We start from the raw sequence: 22,900 nt of genomic DNA, 5'->3' as shown, positions 1-22,900 counted from the left end.
CCCGGATGGTTCGGCACAAGCGGTCCCGAGCGGTCTACGCCCCGATCGGGGTGTCGGGCGGCGGCGCTCTGCCGAGTGCGCCGGGGCTGATCGGTGGCTGACCGGTCCCCGCCGTCCGGGTTATCGGGACGATCACCGACCGCTGTACCGTCCCCGTACGCTCGGCCATCACCGGTACGTCGGTTGCCCTCCGGCTCGTGGTGGTGAGTGTGGACATGGTCGCTGCCTTTCGGGTGGTGGTGCGCAGGGCTCTGCAGTGCGTGGGTCGCGTGATCGGTCAAAGGGCTGTCACCTCCCCTCATCCGGCTCAGGCGGAGCCGGGGAGGGACCTCGGTGCGCGTCGGAGCTACCGGATTTTTGGCCCGATTCGCGAGCTTGTCGGTCGCGGCTCCCTGTACTCCCTGAGCCAGATTTACGCTGGTCAGCGCCGCTACTTTGGCGCAGGGACCCGTCAGGGAGAACTCCCTGCGTCCCTGCCGGGTCCCCGTCCGGCTCCCTGCCGTGCCGGTCCCGGTCGGCGAGCGCGGCAGCGACGTCCTCGGCGCGGACCACCTTGTTGCCGTCCGACTTGACGGGCGCGATCCCGTACACGGCGAGTGCGGCCGTGAGGTCCCGGAAGGTCCACCCCTCATACTCTCCGAGGTTGTGCCGGGCTAACCGGGTTAGGATCACCTGTGTCCGGACGCGGCGCTCCCCGTGCAACACGGCATCGATGTCGGCCAGGTGGTCGACCACCGGTGCCGCTTCAATCTCCGGCAGCGCGGTGGACTCGACCGCGCGGCCCATCTCCTCGATCAATGCCACAGCTCGCGCAACGACCGGAGTCACATCGTCGGCCCCGTCCTCGAACGGGACGTAGAACGTGCGGACCAGCTCGAACGTCTCATCGGTGATGCCGACCGCGACGCAGGTTCCCCGGTCGGTGTTGATCCGTAACTCGGTTGCCCGGATGCCGGCCGCGTATTTTCCGGAGCCCAGCAAGCCGTCGTTGGCGACCTGGTCGGCCACGGAGAACGCGACGCCGCACGAGACGTTACGGGTGATCTCCCTAGGGATGCTGTCCTTGGTGGGTGACTGGGTGGCCAGCAGCAGCACGATGCCGTACTTGCGTCCTCGCTTGATCAGCCGGACGGCCAGCTCTGCGGCCTTCTTGCCGAACTTAGGGTGCTGAAACAGTTCGTGACACTCATCGATCCCGCACACGAGTGGATGCAGCTCGAGCCCGCGCTTGTCAGCAAGCTTGCGCGACACCTTCGGCGGCCGGCCCGGCTGCTTGCCAAGGATTTTGCCGCGCCGCTCCATTTCGGTCAGCAGGTCCGCCAGCGCCTGCGTCGCCGCTTCGGCCACGCTGTCGTCCATGCCCATCCGGTAGCGGGACAGCCGGGGACGGAACGGCTCGAAGTCGGGCGACTCGCCCATCACGAAGGCCCACAACTCGGCCGTCGGGTCGAGTGCCGCGCCGAGAAGCAGTGTTCGCAGCGCGGCCGACTTCCCTTGTCCGGGACGGCCACCGACCAGCCAGTTGACTCCGAGTAGTGGCGCGTTGATGACCACGCCTCGCTGCGACAGTCCGAACGGGACCCCGTCGAAGACGTCGACCTGCCCATCGTGAATCAGCGGCCACGCGCCGGCCCCGCCCCGCAAAACGCCCTTGTCGGCGATCCACAGGTCAAGGATTCCGTCCTCGTCTCCCTTGGTAGGCCAGGTTTCCAGCGACGCCCGCCCGAGGTTTGCGGCCAGCTTCGAGCGACGAGCGGCCACCATGTCCGCGGTCACCCCCAACGGCAACCGGAGCTGAGCGAATGTGCCGTCACCGTCCTTACGGGCAGCCACGGTGTAGACCAGCTCGCCGCCGTCGCGGTAGAACCGGTCCAACGGGCTGATGCCGAGATGTGCCAGGGCCTTGGAGATCATCCGTTCGTCAATCCAAGAGTCGGCATCGTCGCGGTCCGGCCGCACCAGCCAGCCCACGCCGGGGGTCCGGTCACGGCCTTCGAACGCTGCTGCCACGGCCCAAGCCACCGGCAGTACGATCAGCAGCAACGGCACCACGGTCACGAGCACCGACCGCATGGCTTCCAACCCCGTGTAAACACTCGCCAGCCAGGGCCACATTTCCGCGCGATCCATCACCGAGTTCACGAGCCACAGCACTGCTGCGACGGGAGCAGCAAAGCGCAGCATGATCACGCACCGCCGGAGGAAGATCCCGAGTTTCGCCCACCGCGCCGTGGCATCGGAGCGGATCAGCTCCTGCGCGGCCCGACGTGCTTCGGCATCCCCGGCCAGCCGAGCGCGTCGAGCGTCCGCGCGCAGATCTGCATAGGTAGCCCAGGTCCAGAACTTGACCAGCCACCGCCAGTTCCCGCGCAGCACGAACCACACCAATCGGACAACGTCCTGCGGTGCCTTCCGCAGTCGGTATGCCGCCACCGACCGCGCCCGGACCACCGGCGCGGACCGCCACAGCCGACCCGCCGCCTGGCGCAGGGACAGCAGCGACCGGCCGAACCGGGTCGGCGTCGCCCGGGGGCGAGGCTGGGGCAACGTGTCGTCGATCAGCTCACCGTCGAGTACCGGCCCGACGTGTTCGACGTCTCGCCCGCCACAGTGGGCCAGCGCAGCGCCGTCGTGCCCTTCCCGATTCGGCTCAGTCATGGCCCCGCACCCCCTCGCCGACCTCGGCGGACAAGGCGGCCGCGAGCCGCGGGGACAGACCACGGGAACACCCCGTGACCCCCCGCACCCACGCCGGGGTGATCTCCACGCCGGGTGTCCAGGCGTCTCGGACGTCGGTGAGGTACTCGGCGAACAGCTTTCGCCGAGCCGGTGGTTCGCTACGCGTTACCGCTGGTTCCGGATCGGCCGGTTCATGAACGCTGGCTTCGTCGGTGGCGTTCATGAACGCCACCGCCACGGCGTCCGTGAGCTTGTCCCGCAGATCCGTTACTGCCTCAGCCGCGACGAACACGACCAGTGGCGGCACCGAGTGCAGCACCACCCCCTCCGGCGAACCAGCCGCCCACGAAGACCAGGTGTTCATCACGTACGTCGCTGCCAGCGTGAGCCACTTCGCCGCCCGCACCCACGGTCCGGTGCGGACCTGGTACCGCGCGGTCACCTGCTCTGCTCGCAGGATCGCCAGAAGGACCAGGCACACAGTCGGGTCCAGCAGCCACGCCGTCAGCCAGGGCAGCGATCCGAACGCGGCCCCTGCGGCGGCGAACCACTGCACGTTGGCTGTGGTGAACGCCAAGCCGAGCACAATCCCGGCCCAGCACAGCCGATCCACCTGTGCCCGAACGCGCTCCACTCGCAGCGCCACCACGTCGGGATGGATCTGCCAGCGGCGGACGTCGGCTGCCTCGGCGGCGTCCTCGGCCAGCCGCTGCGCCCGCCCCGGCGCCGCCGCAATTGCCTTCTGGTTCTCGTTCATCGGCGATCACCACCCCGGCGACGGGTGGTGGTGTCCAGCGACGTGACTGTCAGGGCACGCGTCAGGACGTATGCCGTGATCAGGTCCGGCACGCCGAGAACGACCAGCACCAAGGCCGGGTTGTGCACGTGCGTGATCACCAGCCACTGAACGCCCGTGAACGCAGCGCCCGTGAACAGCACTCGCCCGGCCAGTGACACCACAGGGGAACTCGCGCAGGCGGCCTCCGCTGCCCGGCGCGCCTTGCGGGCGCTGTAGCGCCACACCATGAACAGAACGAGCAGTGCCCCGGCGCCCGCCAGAATCTGCGTGGGGGTGAAGTTGACGGTCATCGCGCCTCACCACCTTCGCGGCGGTGAAGCCACACCGGGTACAGGGCACGCCGATCGGTGTCCGGCAGCGCGCCCCACACTCCGACCGTGTCCGGCCCGGCCGTGCGCAAGTCGAGTTCTCGGCACTCATCGATCACCGGACACCCTGCGCACATGCCGGCGGCCAATTCCCTGTCCGGTGCGCAGTCGCCGCACAACCGGGGCAGGTCGGTGCGGTCGAATGCCCAGAAACACAGACCGTCCCTGGTCACTACCGCGATCAGCACGTCGTGTGGCACGTCGGCATACCGATCGAGTCGGGCCGCCATCTCCTTGTAGTCGTATTCGGTCATCGCGCACCGCCGTCCAGCACACGCCGCAACTCGGCGGCGGCGACGACAAGCCGGGAGCGGCGACGCTCCGCGCGGAGCGTGCCGACTCGGATGGCGCGGTGCACTTCGTTGCGGTCGACGCCGAGAATCCACGCGGCTTCGGCCGGGGTGTAGAACGCCGGTCGACCGGCGTCAGGAGTCTTCTTAGTCATTGAATTGAGTCCCTTTGAGTCAAGAACGATGATTTAGTCGAAAAATCAGAGCTGATTTAGTCGCACAAAGGCGTGAGAATGGTCCGAACGCGCGACGGAGTGTTGATCTCCGAGCCGGTCGGCTCCGTCAAGCACTAATGTCGGCGATGAGGCGGACCACGGAGGAATGGGTGTCGGAAGACTGGGCGGCGGTCGCGAGGGCCATCAACGAGCGCGTCCAAGAGCTCGGCTGGAAGCAACGCGAGCTCGCCGAACGCTCGCAGGTCTCTCAGGCGATCGTCCGCGAAATCCAGAACCACACCGTGGAGCGCAAGCGCAGTGACCGGACGCTTGAAGCGCTGGCCTTGGCGCTCGGCCTGCACCCCCAACACCTGCTCGCCCTGCTGCACGGCCGCATACCGCCAGCTCCAGGCCAGCCCCGTGAGGACATGGAAGACGCCGTGTCGGCGCGGCTTGCCGTGATTGAGCGCCGACTGTCCGACATCACTGAACAGCTCGCCGCGCTGCGAGCGGACATCGCCGACGTACTGAGCCGGCCGAACGGGCGCTAGGGGTCCTATGTTCCGCGGCGTCGAATGCTCTCGTGCCCGGAGCACCAGGTGGTTTTCGTTTGCGTTCATGCCTCAAGGAAACGGCAGCGCGGCACCATTTCGCAGATGGCTGAGGTTAACCACAATCCCATTAACTTCAATTAACTACGCAGGTCAGAGCCGTTATCCGCGAGAAGTTGCCAATGGCTGAGACCAACCTTCAGGCAGTCCGCAAGCATCTCGGCTACAAGGCCGATGAGGTCATCAGGATGCTGCTCCGCCGCGCCGACACGCTCGCGGTGCCTGTCATGTCGGCAACGAGCCTCAAGACCAAGCTCTCGCGCTGGGAGAACGGACGAGAGGCGGTCAGCCAGCCGTACCGTCGGCTCTTCCGTGACATCTATGGCCGCACCAGCGAAGAACTCGGCTTCCCTGAGGAGGAAGCGAACGACGAAGCAGACGAACTGATCTCGCGGCTCGCGCTTGCCCGCTCAGTTGACTCAGAGATCGTCGAGGTCTTCAAGCGACAGGTAGATCAGGCGCGGCACGTCGACCGACGTCTCGGCGGCCTGTCACAGCTCGACCAACTGCGCAGCAACATCGACCAGCTTCAAGGCTTGCTTGGTTTCAGCACGATGAACGGGCAACGCCAGGCACTGGCCGGCGTCCTGACTGAGGCATCGGCGCTGGCTGGCTGGGAAGCGCTCGACCGCAATGCCATCCGGCAAGCGTGGGAGCATCACGAGACAGCCAAGGCTGCCGCGCGTGAAGCAGGGTCACCCATCCTGCTAGCGCATTCGACCGCGCAACAGGCGTTCATCCTCATTGACCTTGGCGAGGTCCAAGCAGCCGTCGGACAGCTCGCGGAGGCACGTGCGCTTGCGGACCGCTCGGCACCGCCCGTGCTGCGCGCGTGGATGGCAGCAGCTCATGGGGAAGGCCTTTCGGCGGCGGGCCAGCGAGACGACGCGCTGCGAGCGTTCGACGCGGCGAGCGCGCACCTGCCAACCGACCCCGTGGACCCGGCGTTGCCGTTCCTGTTTCTGGGCGGCGCGCACCTCGATCGGTGGCGTGGCAACGCGTTGAGCAAGCTCGGCGAGCCGGATGCGATCCAGCAACTCACCACGGCTTTGCCTCTCGTACCGCCGGACTTCGTTCGTGCCAGGACAGGCATGCTGGTTGACCTGGCATTCGCCTACGCGGCGGCTGGTGACCGTGACGCCACGCTCGCCCACGCGCGGCAGGCCCGGCGGCTTGCCGCGCAGATCAAGTCCGATCGGCAGCTGCACCGTCTCAGTGGTCTGATCTTGCCGGGGAGCACTTCCAGTGTCGCATGACAGCACTGGCCGTTCAAGGCGTGCAAAATCGCAGACATCGTCTCGCCCGCTGCTGCACTACCCGGCCGCGTACCGGCGCGCTGGCGGTCTTGTGGGTCGGGCCTGTAGGAGGAGGCCGCGCCGGGCGGATCATGTTCCTACTTGCTGCGCGTTCCCTATGCCATGGGTGCGGCTGCCTGGGCGCGGGCCACGCGCGCCGCCTCGTCGAGTTCGTGGGCATCGACCACGGTCGACGAGCTGTGGGCCCGCGGTCCGGCTCTACCGCGAGTCTGATCCGAAACCGGTGATCCGCAAGCTGGCCGAGCAACTCGGCGTACACCACGAGGCGCTGCGGAACTGGATACGCCAGGACGAAGCCGACCGCGGCGAACGAGCCGGTCAGCCGACCAGCGAGATGGCCGAGGAGAACAAGCAGGTCGGGTCCACTCGGCAGGATCGGCGGGCCACGCCGGCGCCGGATCTGGTCAACCGGGACTTCACCGCGGTCGAGCCGAATCGGTTGTGGGTGGCCAACGCGACCCGGATTGTGACTGGTCAGGGGGTGTTTTGGCTCGCTGCTGTCCGGGATGCGTTCTCCAACCGAATCGTGGGTTGGAAGTGCTCAGATCGCTGCGACACCGAGCTGTTGCTCGGCGCGTTGGAGTATGCGGTGTGGTCACGGCAGGTCCGGGAAGGCCAGTTGATCCACCATTCGGACAGAGGATCGACCTATACGGCGTTCCGGTTCTCGAATCGGTTGGCGGACAACGGGATCACGCGGTCGATGGGAACGGTCGGCGACCGTTACGACAACGCGTTGATGGAAAACTTCTTCTCCACGCTCAAGACCGAGTTGGTCTATCGAACCAGTTGGCGGACAAGAGAAGAAGCCGAGAACACCCTGTTCGCCTATATTGATGGGTGGTATAACACCCAGCGGATACAGAAGCAGCTGGGCTGGCGCTCGCCCGCCGAGTACGAGGCCAGCTACCATCAACCGGTCCCCGCCCGAACCAGATAACTCGCTCTCCGGCCGAACGGGAGAACCTCACTGCGTGATTCGGCTACTGATTGGTCTTGCGCACCGCACCGGTGAAACCAGCGATGAACAGGGTCGCGAAAGCCCAGGCCAGCAGCCGTAGGACCCACCCAGCCACCGCGAGACCCTCGCCGGTCGCGCTGCTGGTGGTATCACAGCGTGCGCGGGCTCCGGTCGAGACCAGCGGTGTGCCCAGGTCTAGCCCAACTCCCACGCGTTCGACGAGAGTGCAACCAACTGGAGTTGAGCTGGGTGGCGTTCGGATCTGTACCAACCCGCCATGCCCTCCCAGAATCGCGGCGACCGTGGCGGCGAGTATGAAGGTGGCGAGCAGACCAAGGAGCGCTCGCCAAGGTTGGTAGCCGTAGCCGAGGAGGACTCCGGTAAGTCGGCCCCACGTGCGTTCGACTCGTCCGGTGAGCGCGCCTCGCTGAATTTGGTCACGCCGTTGCTGGATCAACACCCGTCGCGCTTCTCGGTCATGTCCCGCCGCCCGCTGTGCCGTCGCCAGCTGCTGATACGGCTGGGCAGAATAGGAAGGGGTGGCCTCGCTCAGCAGGCGCAGCCAGGAGTGAGGCGAGATGCCTCGCGGCAGTCCGGTATAGACCAAGCCGTCAAGGCTCAGTCGAGCCTGCGCGCGGCGGTCATGTTCCAGCCTCGTCGGGCAGAAGTAAAGGGCGCCGCCGACTCGAAGATTGTTTAGAAGCAGCACCACATCCTCCCCGCCAGCGGTCGCTGAGAACTCGCCGATTAGGCGTACGTCCGAACCAGTCTGTAGCCCGAGGGCGTTGAGGGCTGGTCCGGAATCGTTGTGCAGGGTCGCCCCGTCGCAGTTCAGTTGGCCGGTAATTCGGGCGCCGGACAGCCGTACTGCCCCGTTCTTCCCGGCGCCGGTCGCTGAGAACTCGTCACGTAGGAACACGTTCCCGTTGACATGCAGCCCGTCGGCATCGAGCGCTGGACCGGAGTCATTGAGAAGGGTCGCCTTGTAACAAAGCATTTGACCGACTTTCGCGCCAAGCAGTTGCACGGTGCCGGACTCCCCGGCGCTGGCCGCCGAGAACCCGTGGTATAGAAGCACCCCCCTGTCCGCCTGCACCCCGTCGGCGGAGAGAGCGGGTCCGGAGTCGTTGTGCAGGGTTGCCTCGCCGCAGTTCAGTTGGCCGGTAATTCGGGCGCCGGACAGCCGTACGGCCCCGTACTTCCCGGCGCCGGTCGCTGAGAACCCGTCACTTAAGATCACGTTCCCTTCGGCCCGCATCATGTCGGCGTGAAGGGCGGGTCCAGAGTCGTTGTGCAGGGTCGCCCCGCAGCAGTTCAATTGGCCCGCGATTCGGGCGCCGGACAGCCGTACAGCCCCGTACTCCCCGGCGCCGGTCGCCGAGAACCCGTCACTTAAGATCACATTCCCCTCAGCCTGCAGCCTGTCGGCGTTGAGGGCTGGTCCGAAGTCGTTGTGCAGGATCGCCCCGGCGCACTCCAGTTGGCCGGTGATTCGGGCGCCAAGCAGGCGTACCGCCCCACTCCCAGCGCCGGTCGCTGAGAACCCGTCACATAGGAACACGCTCCCGCCAGTCTGCAGCCTGTCGGCAGCAAGTGCCGGGCCAACGTAGTTCCGCAGCGTCGCCCCGGCGCACTCCAGCTGGCCGGTGATTCGGGCGCCGGATAGCCGTATCGCCCCAGACTGTCCGAATCCGGTCGCCGAGAATCCGTCGGCAAGCACCACTCGGTCGGCGACCAAACCGTCGGCATTGAGGGCTGGTCCGAATTCGTTGCGCAGAGTCACTCCGGCGCAACTTACCTCACCTATTTGAGCACCGTTTAGCGCGATACCAGCCAGTTCACTAGTGGCTGTCACTGTTGTCTTATTAAGGGTGAGCTTGGTTGCGACCGCCCGTTCCAATGAGAGGGGCACTTTTGTGGGGTGCTCAACCCGGCAATGCGACAGGGCAACAGTCGTTAGATGGCTGTCGTTCGCGGAGCAACCCTCTTCCAACAGGCAGTCGATCATAGCAAGCGCGACTGTGCTGGTGATGTTGTCGAGGTCCAATCGGCCGGCGATGCGGGCGCCACGCAGGCGCAGGCCGCGTGGGTCTGCATCGGCTGCCAGCCGGCCAAGCATGATGTCGCGCACCACCCATGCCCGAATCGTCTGTTGTTCTCCCCAAGTCCGTATGGCACTCTCGTCCACGCGACCACTGTCGGTCAGGTCAAGATATTCGCCACGCTCAACATGATCAACCAAGTCACGCTCGACAGACGTCAGACTGCCGCGCGCGCCATTTCCCAGTGCCACATCCTGAAACGTTACCGACGTCGATCGGTAGGTCTGGCTCGGCATCCTGCGGCACAGCAAGCGCGCACTCCTGAAGTTGATCAATGACGGTCTTGATGCCTGCGAACGCCCGTCGGCCAAGTGCATCAGAGCCAGCCCAGCCAACTGCCGGATCAGCCTGATCGGCGACAGACACGCCGAAAGGGGCCCGAGCACCCTTATAGGGCGGGTGTCGCAGGTTCGAATCCTGCAGGGGGACCCTACGAGACCAGCGAAGATCGCCCATTTACCAGCAGAAACGCTGGTAGATGGGCGATCTTGCCATATGCAGCTGCGTGCCAGACCCGAGCTTGCTTAAAGCGGCCGGTTGTGCCGAGGACGTGCCGAAGTAAGCTCCCCCTCGATGTATGCCTAGCGCACGTTGCACCTGCTCGCGCGCCCGGACCGCCTGGCCATCGAGCAGGCTGGCGTAGACCTCCTGGATGACCACCAGAGAGTTACCAGCCCAGATCGCCGCCTGGACGGGGTCGGTGCGGGCAGACCGAGTACCTACCCGCCGGCCCCGAACTAGTCGTCGAGGTCGCAGCGAAGCCTCCGTCGAGACCGTCACCAACCGGCTACGCCCCCGAGCACGCCGGTTGCGAACAGATTTCTGACCTATAAGGCTGAGCATTATCGCTCACGTCGCGGCAATTATCGGCCGAGGAATGCCCTTGCCAACAGCCTCCATCAGAACCGCAACGGCCGCCTCAGCCTCGGTTAATCGCTTCTCGGAATATTGACGCAGCTGCTGTCGCGTCGTCACCGTCGCGACAGCAGCTGCACTGAAAGTACACGAATAGATTTAGAAGCCGTTAGGCGGATGGATCGACATCTTCGTCGTCTTGTCTATCTTGATCAGCTTCACCGGCGGGAGGAATTGGCACGCCGTCGGTCTCGCCTGTCAAGAGGACCGCACGCTGCTGAAGCTCATGCGATCGAAGGCGGAGAAACTCATCATAGTCATCCTGCAACGCCGCTTCCAGGGCGGCGGGGGGCACGAGCGACTTCGCGAGCCGCGCCTGAAGCTCCTCTTTACCCATCTCGTTTTGAATCATATTCAGATACTCGGAAGGTGCTTTATCGCTAATCTTGATATTGCTATCCGAGGTGAGCATAATGATATTGGCCACCTTATTTGCCGGGGGCATCACGGCTTTAGATTGCGCGATATAATTGCGGGGGAAGAAGTGGTGGAATTCCTTATCGTTCGCCCACGAAAGTGACTTGCCGACATCAATCCGCTGTCCCGTCAGCAGGTCGACGGGCTTCTCGTGCGCCAGCATAATCGCAAGCATCTTTGACGTAGCACTGTTTGATCTAAAGTCTCGAAGTCTCCACACGGACTCTTGGGGTGGCACACTGGAGTTAGCAATTTCGGCGGCACCCTTGGCAAAAAACTGCACTGCCGCTAAATCCGATGCCATGTTTCCAGTGTTCCAACCACCGAAATAGCTGGAAAATGTAGTCTTCCAGAACCAACTGCGTATTGCGGCGTACTGTGAGGTTGTTGGAGACTTTATGAGGCGGAAGATCTCGGTTAGCACAGCAAATTGGTTGGTGTACGGAAGTGCCGAGTTGCCAGGTACGCCAATCTGTGTTGATAGGAAGTCGGCAGCCTTCAGCGCGGCTTCCTTTGTGTCTTGAGTGACTGCTTTGAGTTTCTCGACCGATAGGTCGCGCAGTGCGTCCATGTCCTCCGACGAGAAGCCAAAGCCCGCAGAGGCGGCGACACCGCGCAGAATGGTCTTATGATCTAGGCCGCCGAAATGCTTAGGATCGAGACCCTGGAGGATATTATCAATCTGGTCTACCAAGTCAAACTCTGGCGACCAGGTAGCTGCCCGCATAAGGTCTACTACCGTTAGTCGCGTTCCTGTGCTGTTGATCCGCTCAAAAACGGGCCCGACATCCTTGAGTGACATGTCGCCGAGGGTGACGATTGCTGTTTGGTAGTCGGTGAAGCGGTCGAAGAGTGATTTCGCTTCGTCCTGGAGCTCAGAAGGCAATCCGACTGTTCTACTGAAGTAATCGGACGGTTTCGAAAGCCTTCGCGTCGGGATTATATGGAGAGGCGGTTCGTCGAGTGAAGAGAGGTGTAGGAAATTTTTATTCTTTAGATCGTACGCGATATTCCATACGCTATCCGCCTTGCTTCCGTTCCAGTATAGAGCTCCGCAGATCGTTGAAAGTCGCTGCTGCCCGTCGAGGAGATAGTTCACTGGATAGTCCGGCTTACGTTCGGATATTGTCAGGTCGGCTATTGATCTCTCGCTGGTGAGGACTTGACGCGACTGCCAGAGGAGCATGCTGCCAATTGGGTAGTTTCGCCTTATGGAGTCAAGAAGTTCCAGAATCTGCGCACGCTTCCACACAAAGTTTCGTTGAAATCGCGGAAGTAGGATATCTCCATCGAGAACCCGCTGTGCGAGTTGCGTGATACGTTCAGGCGACGGCTTCGGGTCTCTAAAGGCAGGCCTGTCTTGACTGTCAGTCATATAGAGACCTTAGTGTAGATCGTCAACGGATTCGAGCACATTGAGCGACCGACTTAAGGTAACCTCTGACTAAGGGATGTCTCGTAACTGACCGTGTGGTTGGTGGGGCTGGTGTTGTGGATCAGTCTGCGAGGTGGATGTTGTGGAGGTGGGCGATGCCGGAGACTGTGTCGTTGAGGGTGCTGGCGGCGCGGCGGTAGTCGCGCAGGATTTTCCAGCACTTCATCCGGGCCAGGGCGTGTTCGACGCGGGCACGGATTTTGCGGTGGCCGGCGTTGAGGTCTTCTTTCCAGTCTGGGAGATCGCTGCCGTCATGGGGTTTGCGGTAGGGCATGATCACGGCCGGGTTGCCTTGGTAGCCGCCGTCGGCCATCACCGGGCGCCCCGCCAACTCCTGCTCGATACCGGAGTCGTGGTAGACGGTGCAGTCATTGCGGTTACCCGGATGCGCGTCCCCGGTGGCGATCACCAACCGGGTGTCCGCGTCGATCGCGACCTGCACGTTCGCCGAGTACCGGTAGTTCTTCGAGGGCGCCGCCAGCCGGTGATCCCGCGTCGGCACCAAGGTGCCATCAACGATCGCCACCGAGTCGATCCGCCGCTTGCGGACCGGAGCCAGCGCCAGCAGCGGGCCAATCGTGTCGATCACCCGGTGCGCCGCGGAATGCGACACCCCGAACAATGGTCCGATCTGTCGCATCGTCAGGTTCGTCCGCCAGTACGTCGCCACCAGCAACACACGATCAGCCAGATCAAGACGCCACTGACGACCAGGACGACCATCAGCAATGTCGTCACCACCACGCTTCGCCACGACCCGCACCAACTTCCGGAACTGACCCGGCTCCAACCCCGTGAACGGAACAATCCACTCCGACCGCGACGCCGAGATCACCTGCACCACACCATGATCAACCAACACCCACAACCGACCCACACCGGGTTACGAGACATCCCTTAGGTGCAACATGGTGCCGATCTTCGGCAGTCTGAGCCATCAGAGTCGCTGGCTCGTCGCGTCGTCCCGACCTCCCGTTGTTCGTCCTCTGCCTCCCCCGGCGGCCAACTTGCTCCATTCGCACCAGCCCCGGTCCGGGCACGATGCCAGTGTCGCGAGGACTGTCCGAAACGCCCGTTAAGTTCGCTTCCTGCGGCGCCGCGGCAAGCTCCTCCCGAGGCCGCAAGAAGGGGCGCCCGTTCGATTCGATGGAGGGCGTTGTGCCGAGGACGTGCCGAAGAAATCCCACGACGGCTCTCGATCCGCCGAGGCACAGCTCAGGACGTCGCTGTATGCATGTTCCCAAGGCGGTGCTCACCACTTCACGTCTTCCTCCCGCTCGTCGATCCAGCGATCGAGGTCGGCCCGTCAGATCCGGAGCCCCCCGTGCGGAAGCTTGATGCCCCTCGGTTCACGCCTCTTCATGCGCCACTCGTAGAAGGTGCTCCGGGCCACTCGTAGCTCGTCGCACACCTCCATGACCGTCAGCAATCTACTGGGGCGGTTCATGCTGCTCCCTGCGAAGTCGCGCTACGAAGTCGTCGACAGCGAGAACCGGCACGCGTCGATTGCGACCGATGGTCACCGATTCAAGCTGGCCTGACCTCAGTAGCTCGTAGATCACACTGCGGCTAATCGCCAGCCGGTTGGCTGCCTCTTCGACCGTTAGCAGGACCCGCTCCTGGACGGTCGGTAACTCGCGTAGCTTCTGCGCGACTACCTCGCCGAGCAATGCCGCGAATCGGCGGACGGAAGCATCCGAAATGTCTAGGTTGCCGACGCTGATCGTCAGCTGGTCTCGATCTCCATGCACGGTCTTCTCCGTGAAGTGGCGCTCAGCGTGCGCGGCAGACCCGCCGCGGCCGTGAGGCTAGCGCTCATCCGAGGGTCGCGCACCTGGGCACGTCGCCTGACGCCAAGAGTTAGTAGCCGATCTCGCCTCGCCGAGTGCAAGGTCGGTCACGTTGGTGGGGCGCCCCTAGCGGACAGACCCGACGAGCGCCCCGACCGCACCCCCAAGCCACCCGGGCTCACACATGCCCTACTTCCGTGCAGAGCCCGCTCGACCCGATCGCCGCGACGATCTTCTCGGCCGCCGGCGAAGCGCAAAGCCTCGCTCCTGACCACGGTCGCGCGGTCCTTGCCCTGCGCGAGGTCATCACACACGTCCCGCCCACGCAGGATCGCGCGGACCCGGTTCTCGACGAGGCCAGGGTCGATCGAACGGAGCGCCTCAAGGTAGGTCCGCCCCACCGCCAAAGCCCGCGGCGAAGCGAAGCCGCGGGCGCCGCCGGCGCCGGTGCGGACGGCTGGCTGGCTGCCGCCGCCAGCGACAAGGACCAGAGCACCGAAGATCACGAGAAGTTTGCGCACGGTCGCTACAGCGTGATTCCGCGTCGTTTCGTTACGGAGTCGAGGTGATCCGCCTTGCCCGGCCCCATCCAACGAGGAACGCCGCAAGGTTCGGGCGCTGCATGCCGTCGGCCGCAACCGCAACCAGATCGCCGCGGAGCTCGGCCCCGTTCGACCGATCCAAGGTGGCCGACGCGACCGAGGCGAAGGTTCTCGATACGAAAGCGTGTCGCGTCAACCTTGCCGTCGGGCTGCTCGATCCGCGCCACGCTGTGGACGCTGGAAAAACCGTGCGCCAGGAGCTGAGCTAGGTTTTGCCGACCGCACCGGCGAATCCTGCGATGCAGAGGTTCGCGAAGCCCCAAGCGAGCAGTCGTAGTACCCGGCCGAGCGCGGTGAGGGTCTGACCGGTGGCGTTGTTGGCGGTGTCATAGTGTGCGCGCTCCGGTTGAGATCAAGGGTGTCCCAAGGTCGAGCGCCGGGCTTCTCGGTTGTGTCCCGCCGCTCGCTGCGCCGCGGCCGACTGCTGGTACAGCTGGGCGGCGTACATGGGAGTGGCCTCGCGCAGCAACCTCAGCCACGAGCGGTCGAGATACTTCGCGGCAACCCGGTGTAAGCCAATCCGTCGACCGCCAGGCGGACATGCGCGTCGTCGATGCGCTCTAATCTCGTCGGATCAAAGGCTCAATCAATCCGGCGAAGTCCGTCTAGTACTCGTTTCATCAAGTCGGTATCCGGCTGCACAACTGGCCGCTGCACATACAGTCTCCGCTTAAGGGCACCACCAGGGGAACGCTTTGGCAGCGCAAGAAGTCCGAACATGACTCCATCTTGCAGAGGATCGGGTGCCAACCGCGTACGTCGAACCCCATACATGACACCGGTATCTTCGGTGAGAATCTCCCATTCAATGCGTTGACTAATTTCGAGCACCGAACGTTGATTATGACAGAGAAGGCGGCTGCGTCGCCTTCGTTTCCCACTCTTTCCAACTGACGCACGGCCGATTAAGGTGTCCAGAACCTTTACAAGGAGATTAGGCCTGGTCATGACGATTGCCGTTCGAGCTGGACACCTCTGTAACGGGCAGTGAACGCGGCGCTAACGCGCGAGTGGCAGATAGCACCTCTGAGGCCGTCGCAGCGAGGCGATGCCATCCAGATAGATGCGCGTCCAGCCGATCAATTCCACGTTTCGATATCAGCCATTCTGATCGTCGACCGTCGACCCCTGATCTGGTAGTCACGTAACCTGCCTTACGCAGGGTGGACAATTGCTTCGAAAGTACAGACGGTTCCAGTCCAAGCTTCACCCGCAACGTGGCGTATTCACACCAATTCCGGTCGACCAGAATGACGACAATTAGCAGCCGAACAGGCGGGATCAGAATCGGATCAATCCCCTCAGTGAAGCCTTCGACGTGCACGAAACGAGCCATCATACACTTCCCGTCAACTCGCGGGGACAGGAATATGGCGCAAACATTCCATACAGGGCATTCCCTCGGGCGCATTCTTGATTTCCAGCTCTCCGGGGCCGAAATCTGCACCACAGAAGGCGACGAGCCGGGATGGCGTTTCACCACGAGGGACATCGAATGTATGCACGACTCTTCGCGTTTCTCCGACCAACCCGCGCACGGGACGCGCAAGAAACACAGGTCCTGTCACTGCGCGCCGCCAACGGCAGCCGACGTCGCGCCAAAGAGGCGCGCGCCATTGCACATGCGGCGCCGGACGCGGGACCACAGCGAAGGCGCGGACCGTTGGGCATGGCGAGCGTGCCCATCCGAAGCCGGCACCCGGCTTCGTACGAAGACGTACGTCCGGCACGTCGCGCATGGCGCACCAGGAGCCTCCAGCATGGACCCCACGGTGACGACGTGCCCGCAGACGGCCCGATACTGACCGCAAGACCTCATGCGGCGCGCTCGCACGAACTCCGCGTCGGTAATCGCGTGGTCGCGTCCATCGTTCGTGCTGCGGTGCCACACAATGTAGAGCCGCGCCTGATCGGATGCCATCGTCCAAGTCCCTCCCCGCCGGCACGCTTCACAGCCGGAGTCAACGTGTTCAGTAAGCTGATATAAGCGTGTATGGTGAAGCTATTTCAGCGGAAGGACGCCGGTGGGCCAGTGACGGGCCAGTCCGGGGCCACGGGGTGGAGACATGGCAGTAGCCGATGAGCGAGCACGACAACCACGTACGCTGCTCGAACAGAAGATCTGGGAGCGCAGCCAGTCGTTGTCCGAGTTCGCCGAATCCGCGGAATCGTTCGCCCGTCAGTCCGGCGAGCCAGGGACGCTCAGCGAACGCAACCTCAAGCGGCTGGTTGCCGGACGCCGAACCGACGGCACCCTGGTCGGCCGCCCTCGCCCCGCCACGGCGCGTCTGCTCGAACGGATCTTCGGAACCAGCATTGACGAGCTTCTAGTACCGATCGAGCCGACTACCGCCAGCGCCGATACCGTCGGACAGGAGCTGCGGTCAGCTATCGCGACTGCCAAGCGGATCGATACGAGCGTGGTGGCAATCCTGCGTGACCAATTGGCGGCGGTGCGACAGCTCGACCGGAAATTGGGGGCTACCGCTGCGTATCACGAAGTTGCGGTCAAGATTGACCAGGTGACGCAGCTGCACTCGTACAGCCTGTCCGCTGGAACTCGCGCTCAGCTCGCCGCGTTGCTCGCGGAATTGAGTGCGCTCGCCGGGTGGCAAGCACTCGACCAAGGCCGGGTCTCAACCGCGTGGAACCACTACGAACGCGCAAAACAGGTGGCGCATGAATCCGACGATGCTGCTTTCGCCAGGCACGTTGAAGCCGAACAGGCTTTCGTGCTGCTAGACATCGGGCACGCGATCGACGCCGTCGACCTGCTGGCCGCGACCGAGAGCGACGCCCGGGGAGATGGCAGTCCGCTGCTGCGTGCGTGGCTAGCCGCTGCCCACGGCGAAGCACTCGCAGCCAGCGATAGGCCTTTGGAAAGCCTCCGCGCGTTCGACCGTGCGGAATCGTTGCTTCCGGCCGGCCCGTCGACGGATGACGGTCCATACCTTGTTCTGGACTCTGTGCACCTCGCTCGCTGGCGTGGGAACGCCCTCGCTCGCATCGGCGAGGCGGACGCCGTAAGCGTTCTCGACAAGGCTCTACGAGGTCTGGATCCGACCTTTACACGCGCCGAAGCGGGGCTCCGCGTTGATCTGGCCACCGCTCTTGCCGTCGCAGGAGAACACGACGAAGCGAACCTTCACATCACCAAAGCACGTGACTTGGCAACGGAAATTGGCTCAGCGCGCCAGCTGCGGCGGCTAGCACGTCTGCCTGGCAAGTGTTAGTAACGGCCGGGATCAGTCGTCCAGTCCGCGCATGGTGGTTTCCAGGGTTGCTGTGACGTAGTCGGCACTGCCTGGGCCACACGAGATGATGTCCTCGCCGTCGACACCGTTTTGAAGCATCGTCAGAACCCGTCCGTGATCAACCGTGTCGATCGCAGTCAGCGGATAGCTCGACGAACGCTGGCCATTCACGCGGCTGGCCACGTAGAACTGGTGCATTGCACTGCGGGGCGCGGCCATCAGCTCGCGAAGCTGCCCGGCAGCATCAGGCGCGGTGTAGTCGCTGGTCGTGTCCAAGTCGAACGACTCGGACACTGAACCCGCACCGTATTCCGCGCGAGGTACCCGGATCTCTCCGATCGCGGCGGGACGGGCGTTGGGCAGGGTGTCGACGACCGCCCGGCACAAGCGCCCGGTCGGGATGCGCACCAGCGTCGCCTGCTCGTCCTCAACGGTGATCAGCAAACCCGTGCGTCCAGCGACGACCGCCAGCGCTCCGGAAGTCTGCCCGTCACGAGCACCGGAGAGGCGATAGCACTCCGCGTCCGCGGTCGAAATTGCCCACAAGACGTCTCGGAAATCCCCCGTAAGCCGCTGCCGGCGCAGGTCGTAGAACCCGGGCTCGGCAAGGATCTGCCGCGTGAGATCGTCGAACGTGGCTGATGCGTCGTCTTCCAGCCACCACTCGACCACACCCAGCACGGGGTGCGCCGCACCGATTCGTTCCCACTCCCACGCCCTGGCCAGAGCCGCGCGGGGCACCGTCACCGGTTCGTCGATGAGCATGCGGGTAGCCGTTATTTGCCGATCACCGGAGGAACGGCTTTACCGTCGTATCCGAACAACGCGTTCGGGTCCGGTTCCAGCAGGTACGAGGCGGACTTCTTCTCCTTGTCCTCCTCCTTGCTGCCCTTCCCGGCACCAGCTGCGCCCATCGGCATGCCGTTAGCGCCGCGAGCACCGCTCGCGGCTGCTCCGCCTCGCGTCACCGGTTCTTCCACGGCACCACCAAGCCGGCCCGACCCAGTCGAGCGCCCCGGCCCGCCAGGGCCACCGGTGCGCGGATCCGCCCCAGGTGTTCCAGGCACTCGTCCACCGGCACCCGGCTCGCCCAGGCCAGCCGCGCCACCGGCGAAGCCGCCGCTGAAGCCGGGGCCCCCGCCGATTCCGTTCCCCGGGCCATAGGAGGACGACCCGCTTCCGCCCGGACCGCTCGGCGTGAACCTGGTCGCGTCACCGGCACCCGTACCGGGGTCAGTTGGCGGGACAAAGCCTGCCGAGTGCGTGCCGTCGCCACCGCTCCCCTGCGCGGCGGGCAACTGCTCGTTGCCGACTTGGCCCCGGCCATTGCCGGTGTTGTCCTGCACTGGCTGCGACACGAACGGGTTGTTGTATTTTGATCGCGACGACCCGCCATCCAGACCCGACGAGTGCGGCTGGAATGTCGAATGCCCGATGTTCGCTGCCTGCTGATTCGTTGAGGCAGAAGGATTCCCGACCGTGAAGTCACCTTGCGCATCGGGCATCTGGCCGTATTCGGTCGGCATGGCCTGTGCGTGTCCGTCGCTGGTCGAGGTGAAGCTTTGATAGATCTCGTTGTTCCGCTGAACCGCCGCGTTGCGCTGGTTGATTTGGTCCTCGGCGTCGGTGTCCCACGGGGTTGCCACGTCGACGAAATCCCGCGTCGGGGGCCAGTCGGACACTTCCTGTAACGAGTCGCGAGTGGACTGGAACGCATGACTCTGATCGGTCAAGGTGCTCTGGCTGCCGGACAGGGCGGATGATGACGAGGTCGCCGCTTCCGCCAAAGGCTGCAACCCAGCACGGGCCGCGTCGCCGCTCTGCCCGGACCATGCGGCTTCCAACCGGGCGACGATCGCCCGCGTATCCGAGTCGATCCCCTGCTGCTGCGAAGCCTGCGACATACTCACGTGCTGAGCTTCCCCCAAGCTGCCCAGGCCCGGGCCGTTCTTCACCCGCCGCACCAGTTCACCGGGCAGGATCAGATTGCCCTCTTTCTGCTGCTGGTCCATCCACGACTTGAAAACCTCAGCGGGCCCACCGGACATCAGGCACTCGCCTTCAACGTGGTGATTGCTAGATCCGCAACTTTCCGTGCGTCATCACAGGGATCACCCTTGCCCACGGCAGAGTTGGCGAACTGGACATCGGCCTCGAACGCCGCATTGTCAGCGATCCCCACCGCGACACCGCACGCACCACTTGAGCGGTCATCAGTCGGGCCGTAAGCGACGACCGGGTACCCCTGTACCGGAGCCAGAACCTTGAAGAAGCCACGGCCTTGCGTCGCGTACACGTCGGCCAACCCGTGTTTCCAGGCATAGACGAATTGGATGCCGATGAGGGATCCGCGATCAATGTCATGCCAGCCGCACGACTTGGCCGCACCGGTATCTTTCGCAGCCTGGTCACGCGTCGGCGTATTCGTGAACAGGCCGTCGACTTGCGCAGAGGTGAGGGCGGCACACGGGTCACCCTGAATTAGCGACGCAGGCAAAGGGGCTTCAATCTTTGGGACCGCTGGTCCGGTGCTCGACGGGGAAGAGGGGCTCGGCTCTGGCGTGCCCCCTGTGGCTCCAGAGCACGCGGCAATTAGGGATGTAAGCGCCAAGACACCCACAACGCCACCGAGTCGAGACACACGAACCATCAGAAGTGACCTCCGTCGCCCTTGGAATTCACGGTCTGCGCGGCCTGCTCGTCGCTGGCCTCATGAATCCCGAGCGCCTTTTCCATTTTCCCAATGAAGACGCCCACAAAATCACGTTGGCGCTTCAGCGCTTCCTGATAGGCGACACCTGATTTGTTGCACGCCGCCGTGTTGCGCAGCGACGCCGGGTCGTTGCCTGGAGACTGGATCGACCACAGCGGCCTAGCCTGGTACAGCTGATCAGCTATCCGGTCCTGGAGCTTCTTGAGGTTCCCGAGTTCGGTGGTCATGGCGTCTCGGTCAAGGGCAAACGCTCCACCAGCCGACCCGCCGCCGGGGGCACCTCCGCCACCTTCGCCGGCCACCACGAATCTGGCAGCGTTCAACGCCTGCTCCTGCCCGGCCACTGCAAGCCTCCCCTGACATACCGTGGGCTCGTACCTCACACCGATAGTAGCCAATCGGCAACAAACCGTCTCCAGAACGCCGAAGATCACTCCCGTGACCGTCCGCACCCGCTCTGACCAGGCTGTACAGGGCTGGATCGGCCATCAGCGAGGTGCGTCCAACGTACGTTGAACGTCCATCGGATGGGCGTGCCATGGACATCGCCAGCCCCGTAGGGTGCTGGGCGTGACTGACGAGCTTGGGGCATGGAAGACCTTCGGTGAGCGGACTGTCTACGACAACAAGTGGGTCCGGCTCGGCCTGGCCGACGTGCAAGCGCCGAACGGCGAACGCTGGGACTACCACGTGGTGCATCTGGCGAAGATCGCCATCGGTTTAATCGTGGACGACCGGGATCGCGTGCTCATGCTCTGGCGCTACCGCTTCCCCACTGACCAATGGGGCTACGAACTGCTCGGGGGTCTGGTCGAAGAGGGTGAGGAACCGGCCGCCACAGCGGCCCGCGAGATCCGCGAAGAGAGTGGCTATCAGCCGCTCGGCGAGGCCGAACACCTGATCAGCTTTGAACCGTTGCCCGGACAGGTGACCGCAGGCACCGAGGTTTATCTCTGGCGGGCTGCCGAGAAGGTCGGCGAACCCACGGATACCGAAGAAGTCGGCAGGCTGGAATGGGTTCCGCTCAGCCGGATACCCGAACTGGCGCAGCGGCAAGAACTTCTTGGCGCGGGGGCGCTGGTGCCGTTGCTCTACTACGTCGCCACACGCGGCACCGGAGGAGCCGCCGGGCAACACCAGTCGACCGAGCCCGCATAACCATCAGCTAGTCCGCGAACCGATGACAGTCGGGTTCTCGCTGGTCGAGCGTGCTAGCGTGTTGTCAGTTGACGTACTTGGTGGTCGTCCCACTGGACGTAACTGGGGACCTGCGCGGCGAAGCGCAGGAAGTTCTTGTCCAGGCGGTTGTAGGAGTGCTGGCCGCGGAACTCGTCGAGGGTTTCGGCGACCTTCGCCTTCTCCGGCGTGACGATGTTGGGCCAGGTGCCGCCGTCGCCGGGGAGCGTGACGGTCTCGGTGAGCGGCCCGTCGGCGTAGACGGTGTCGCCGCTGTGCAGGAACAGGTCGGGGCGGCGGTCGGCCATGGCGGAGAAGATGGTCATGCCGCCCAACGCGGGGTTGATGCCGTAGTTCTGGCCGGCGACGTCGCCGCTCCACAGGATGCGCGTGTCGCGGCGGCCGACGGGCGCGGTGGCGAACCGGCCGGTGACGGGCTCGCTGGACGTGCGGCCGTCGAGGTCCACGGCCGTGACGCGGTAGTGGTACTCGGTCCCGGGCTGCAGGCCGGCGACGCGCACCTTGCCGGTGCCGCCGGTGTCGGGCGTGGTGACGTCCCCGGTGACTCTGCGGGCGTGGCGGAAGGACTCGTCGCGCGCGATCTCGGCGACCAGCCGCGCCGGCCGGTCGGCCCGCGACCAGATGATGCCGGACCCGGTGGTCACATCACCGGACGCGACGCCGTGCGTGAGCACCGGCCGCGCCCGGCGCACCAACGGCGCGGCCGAAACGCTCTCGGGCAGGAGCAACGCCCCACCGACAACGGCCGACGCGGCGAAACCGGCCTTGAACAGGGAGCGGCGGGAGTGGGTCGATTCGGTCATGCCGGACGTTGTATCCCGCTGTGACGGCTGGTCGGACAACTCCTGGCGACGTGACGGTGAACTGGGTCGGCGCTGCTGCCGGCCCGACGGAATAGGCTCGGCCCGGATGGCTGCCTTCGATCCGAGTGCGGAGCTCTCCGCGGAGCTGGATTTCAGGCTGCTCCGGAACACCTTTGTCACGATGTTCCGGGGTCCCGTGGTGCCGCAGGACGAGCACGAACCCGGTCGCCCCGAGGTCGGTGCCGTATTCACCCGCGGCGACGTCGCGCAGGCAGTCGTTGACAAGTTCGCCGGCGCGCAAGCCAGCGTCGCCCGTGCCGTGCTGGACATCTTCGCGGATCAGGCGCGCGGTGCCCTGCTGGTCGGGCACCGGATGATGTGCCTGGTCCAATCCGATGATCCGCGCCTGAGTTTTCCCGCGGTCGGAGCGACGCCGGTTTCGTGGAACGACGCGGAGCGGCTGGACTCCCAGCGCGGGCTTTAGCCGTCCGAC

22 protein-coding genes and 1 pseudogene are annotated in these 22,900 nt (G+C 64.4%); 8 read left to right on the top strand and 15 right to left on the bottom strand.

The genetic code is table 11. The features are described from left to right. Positions 1-288: 288 nt before the first annotated feature. Genes QRX50_RS22430 through QRX50_RS22410 form a run of 5 tightly spaced genes read right to left on the bottom strand, consistent with a single transcriptional unit; the run spans position 289 to position 4,291 of the window. On the bottom strand, positions 289-2,658 hold the full coding sequence (locus tag QRX50_RS22430; RefSeq protein ID WP_285973871.1) for a hypothetical protein: 2,370 nt from the start codon (positions 2,656-2,658) through the stop codon (positions 289-291). Next, the gene (locus QRX50_RS22425) at positions 2,651-3,436 is read right to left on the bottom strand and encodes a hypothetical protein (RefSeq protein WP_285973870.1); all 786 of its coding nucleotides are present in this window, start codon (positions 3,434-3,436) and stop codon (positions 2,651-2,653) included. The genes QRX50_RS22430 and QRX50_RS22425 overlap by 8 nt, the downstream gene beginning before the upstream one ends. After that, positions 3,433-3,768 (bottom strand): hypothetical protein, encoded by a 336-nt coding sequence (locus tag QRX50_RS22420; protein WP_285973869.1) that lies wholly within the window; start codon positions 3,766-3,768, stop codon positions 3,433-3,435. Before QRX50_RS22420 ends, QRX50_RS22425 begins: the two co-directional genes overlap by 4 nt. Further along, positions 3,765-4,100 (bottom strand): WhiB family transcriptional regulator, encoded by a 336-nt coding sequence (locus tag QRX50_RS22415; protein WP_285973868.1) that lies wholly within the window; start codon positions 4,098-4,100, stop codon positions 3,765-3,767. The genes QRX50_RS22420 and QRX50_RS22415 overlap by 4 nt, the downstream gene beginning before the upstream one ends. Beyond that, positions 4,097-4,291: a helix-turn-helix domain-containing protein gene (locus QRX50_RS22410; protein ID WP_285973867.1), complete on the bottom strand. Its 195-nt coding sequence runs from the start codon at positions 4,289-4,291 to the stop codon at positions 4,097-4,099. Before QRX50_RS22410 ends, QRX50_RS22415 begins: the two co-directional genes overlap by 4 nt. A gap of 170 nt (positions 4,292-4,461) precedes the next feature. On the opposite strand from QRX50_RS22410, the gene QRX50_RS22405 reads away from it, so the two are divergent. From QRX50_RS22405 to QRX50_RS22395, 3 genes are all read left to right on the top strand, one after another. Next, the gene (locus QRX50_RS22405) at positions 4,462-4,842 is read left to right on the top strand and encodes a helix-turn-helix domain-containing protein (protein ID WP_285973866.1); all 381 of its coding nucleotides are present in this window, start codon (positions 4,462-4,464) and stop codon (positions 4,840-4,842) included. A 182-nt stretch (positions 4,843-5,024) separates the two neighbouring features. Continuing rightward, entirely contained in the window at positions 5,025-6,158 is a 1,134-nt protein-coding gene (locus tag QRX50_RS22400) for an NsdA family TPR-like regulatory protein (protein ID WP_285973865.1), read from the top strand. A gap of 157 nt (positions 6,159-6,315) precedes the next feature. Then, positions 6,316-7,158, top strand: coding sequence for an IS3 family transposase (locus QRX50_RS22395; protein ID WP_285973864.1), 843 nt, complete (start codon positions 6,316-6,318; stop codon positions 7,156-7,158). 43 nt (positions 7,159-7,201) lie between these two features. Here the strand turns inward: QRX50_RS22395 and QRX50_RS22390 are convergent, their stop codons facing one another. From QRX50_RS22390 to QRX50_RS22370, 4 genes are all read right to left on the bottom strand, one after another. Continuing rightward, positions 7,202-9,517, bottom strand: coding sequence for a hypothetical protein (locus tag QRX50_RS22390; protein WP_285973863.1), 2,316 nt, complete (start codon positions 9,515-9,517; stop codon positions 7,202-7,204). 788 nt (positions 9,518-10,305) lie between these two features. After that, positions 10,306-11,988, bottom strand: a complete 1,683-nt coding sequence (locus QRX50_RS22385) for a GmrSD restriction endonuclease domain-containing protein (RefSeq protein WP_285973862.1) — start codon at positions 11,986-11,988, stop codon at positions 10,306-10,308. Between the two features lie 121 nt (positions 11,989-12,109). After that, entirely contained in the window at positions 12,110-12,889 is a 780-nt protein-coding gene (locus tag QRX50_RS22380; RefSeq protein WP_285973861.1) for a transposase family protein, read from the bottom strand. Positions 12,890-13,478: 589 nt separating this feature from the next. Beyond that, positions 13,479-13,610 carry a MerR family transcriptional regulator gene (locus tag QRX50_RS22370; protein ID WP_285974529.1) on the bottom strand — a complete coding sequence of 44 codons (132 nt, stop codon included), beginning with the start codon at positions 13,608-13,610 and terminating at the stop codon, positions 13,479-13,481. A gap of 425 nt (positions 13,611-14,035) precedes the next feature. On the opposite strand from QRX50_RS22370, the gene QRX50_RS22365 reads away from it, so the two are divergent. Both QRX50_RS22365 and QRX50_RS22360 read left to right on the top strand, forming a co-directional pair. After that, positions 14,036-14,407 (top strand): hypothetical protein, encoded by a 372-nt coding sequence (locus QRX50_RS22365; RefSeq protein ID WP_285973859.1) that lies wholly within the window; start codon positions 14,036-14,038, stop codon positions 14,405-14,407. Positions 14,408-14,523: 116 nt separating this feature from the next. Continuing rightward, on the top strand, positions 14,524-14,649 hold the full coding sequence (locus QRX50_RS22360) for a hypothetical protein (RefSeq protein ID WP_285973858.1): 126 nt from the start codon (positions 14,524-14,526) through the stop codon (positions 14,647-14,649). A gap of 725 nt (positions 14,650-15,374) precedes the next feature. On the opposite strand, the gene QRX50_RS49635 is transcribed toward QRX50_RS22360, so the two are convergent. Continuing rightward, complete coding sequence (locus QRX50_RS49635; RefSeq protein WP_353074164.1) at positions 15,375-15,776, bottom strand: transcriptional regulator; 402 nt, start codon at positions 15,774-15,776, stop codon at positions 15,375-15,377. Between the two features lie 730 nt (positions 15,777-16,506). On the opposite strand from QRX50_RS49635, the gene QRX50_RS22350 reads away from it, so the two are divergent. Next, positions 16,507-17,673 carry an NsdA family TPR-like regulatory protein gene (locus tag QRX50_RS22350; protein ID WP_285973856.1) on the top strand — a complete coding sequence of 389 codons (1,167 nt, stop codon included), beginning with the start codon at positions 16,507-16,509 and terminating at the stop codon, positions 17,671-17,673. Positions 17,674-17,685: 12 nt separating this feature from the next. On the opposite strand, the gene QRX50_RS22345 is transcribed toward QRX50_RS22350, so the two are convergent. From QRX50_RS22345 to QRX50_RS22330, 4 genes are read right to left on the bottom strand one after another with little or no spacing between them, the layout of a single operon-like run. After that, a complete protein-coding gene (locus QRX50_RS22345; RefSeq protein ID WP_285973855.1) occupies positions 17,686-18,459 on the bottom strand; it encodes an ESX secretion-associated protein EspG in 774 nt (257 codons plus the stop codon). A gap of 11 nt (positions 18,460-18,470) precedes the next feature. After that, complete coding sequence (locus QRX50_RS22340) at positions 18,471-19,706, bottom strand: hypothetical protein (RefSeq protein ID WP_285973854.1); 1,236 nt, start codon at positions 19,704-19,706, stop codon at positions 18,471-18,473. A 35-nt stretch (positions 19,707-19,741) separates the two neighbouring features. Next, positions 19,742-20,344, bottom strand: coding sequence for a DUF3558 domain-containing protein (locus QRX50_RS22335; protein WP_285973853.1), 603 nt, complete (start codon positions 20,342-20,344; stop codon positions 19,742-19,744). Then, positions 20,344-20,751, bottom strand: coding sequence for a hypothetical protein (locus QRX50_RS22330; RefSeq protein ID WP_285973852.1), 408 nt, complete (start codon positions 20,749-20,751; stop codon positions 20,344-20,346). Before QRX50_RS22330 ends, QRX50_RS22335 begins: the two co-directional genes overlap by 1 nt. A 226-nt stretch (positions 20,752-20,977) precedes the next feature. Between QRX50_RS22330 and QRX50_RS22325 the strand changes: the two genes are divergently transcribed. Continuing rightward, positions 20,978-21,565 (top strand): NUDIX hydrolase, encoded by a 588-nt coding sequence (locus QRX50_RS22325; RefSeq protein ID WP_285973851.1) that lies wholly within the window; start codon positions 20,978-20,980, stop codon positions 21,563-21,565. Positions 21,566-21,639: 74 nt separating this feature from the next. Here QRX50_RS22325 and QRX50_RS22320 read toward each other — a convergent pair. Beyond that, positions 21,640-22,407, bottom strand: a pseudogene (locus QRX50_RS22320) (alkaline phosphatase D family protein); the annotation flags it as partial. A 106-nt stretch (positions 22,408-22,513) separates the two neighbouring features. On the opposite strand from QRX50_RS22320, the gene QRX50_RS22315 reads away from it, so the two are divergent. Then, the gene (locus QRX50_RS22315; RefSeq protein WP_285973850.1) at positions 22,514-22,891 is read left to right on the top strand and encodes a hypothetical protein; all 378 of its coding nucleotides are present in this window, start codon (positions 22,514-22,516) and stop codon (positions 22,889-22,891) included. Positions 22,892-22,900: the final 9 nt, after the last annotated feature.

Source organism: Amycolatopsis sp. 2-15 (genome assembly GCF_030285625.1).
GTDB classification, from domain to species: domain Bacteria; phylum Actinomycetota; class Actinomycetes; order Mycobacteriales; family Pseudonocardiaceae; genus Amycolatopsis; species Amycolatopsis carbonis.
Note: the sequence above shows the minus strand (reverse complement) of the source record. Positions and strands in the feature narration are given on the sequence as shown.